General features: G+C 50.6%; 1 pseudogene. It reads left to right on the top strand.

The annotated features are described in order from the left end of the window. Nucleotides 1-18 precede the first annotated feature (18 nt). Nucleotides 19-1,271, top strand: a pseudogene (locus APR53_09665).

The following is a 1,271-nucleotide window of genomic DNA, read 5'->3' as shown; positions in this document are numbered from 1 at the left end:
GCAAGCGGTCCCGGACTGATGACTCAGGGGACCAGAGTAGTGATTGACGGGAAAGATGTATTAATATCCCAGATTCCCGATACCTTAAATGCCAACGGCTATGCCTGTCAGCTGGACAGCGCCTATCCGTTTGAAGCGGATATCGCCGATGATATGGATAACACCACCGACGCGGACTGGACCATTGACTCCATCACCACCTGGTGGGCTAACTGGAATGGTTTTACCACCTGGGCAAACGTCCCCAACGTGCACGTGATATTGTACGCGGACAATTCAGGAGTACCCGCGGATAATCCCACCACCGAAGTGGTAGTGGAAGCAGCAGATTTTGTAGCTACCACCATTGCTACCGACAAGTATGCCTTGTACATGGATATGTCATCCTATGACTTCACCATTCCTGCAGGGTCCTGGTGGTTTGAGATAAAGCCGTCCAACGTATTCACCGTAAACGGACAGACCGGCTGGCAGTGTGAAGCGGGAATAGGAAACGGTCAGGAATTGTATTTCCGTTCAGTAGTACTGGGAGTACCTAACTGGACCAGTGCCACCACCCAATGGGGACAGGCATTGGAGCCCGGAATTATCATGTACGGAACTGCCGGCAGCGGATTAATTCCGGTGACCTGGGATTTTGAAACCGGTGCACAGGATTGGACCGTAACCAGCACAGCTGGCTTCCCTGCCGCCTGGGCAGTGATGGCAGCAGATTACAAAGCATCTTATGTAATCCCCAGTTCCGGCGACTCCAGCATGTGGATTGACTCCGATGCCGCCGGATCAGGAAATTATGTTTTAGATACCGCCATGTCTCCTGTTTTTGTAGCAGTAGATGGTGATTATCTTAAGTGGGGTTATTCCTACAACAACATCAGTTCGGATAGACTTAAAATGATCTACCGTCTGTACACCGGCGGATCCTGGCAAGCCTGGGTAGAAGCAGTAGTGTATTCTGCAGATAACTTTGGTGCCTGGGATTCATTGGATGTAAGCGCTCTTACCTATGACAGTATGCAGGTAGGATTTGTCTATGATGACATGAATACCTGGGCATGGTATGCCGCCTTTGACAACGTAGGACCGGTACTAATGCCTGCACCTTCCAATCATGATGTCGGATCGGTTAGTTTCCTCAGCCCGGGAACATCAGTGGGTCCGGGAATGGATGATGTAATTGCAGTAGTACGCAATTACGGCGGATTTGACGAGACTTACGATGTTCACTGTGTAGTCACCGATCCCACCGATGCGGTGGTATTGGACACCAC

It is taken from the genome of Methanoculleus sp. SDB (assembly GCA_001412355.1).
Taxonomy (GTDB): domain Archaea; phylum Halobacteriota; class Methanomicrobia; order Methanomicrobiales; family Methanomicrobiaceae; genus LKUD01.
Note: the sequence above shows the minus strand (reverse complement) of the source record. Positions and strands in the feature narration are given on the sequence as shown.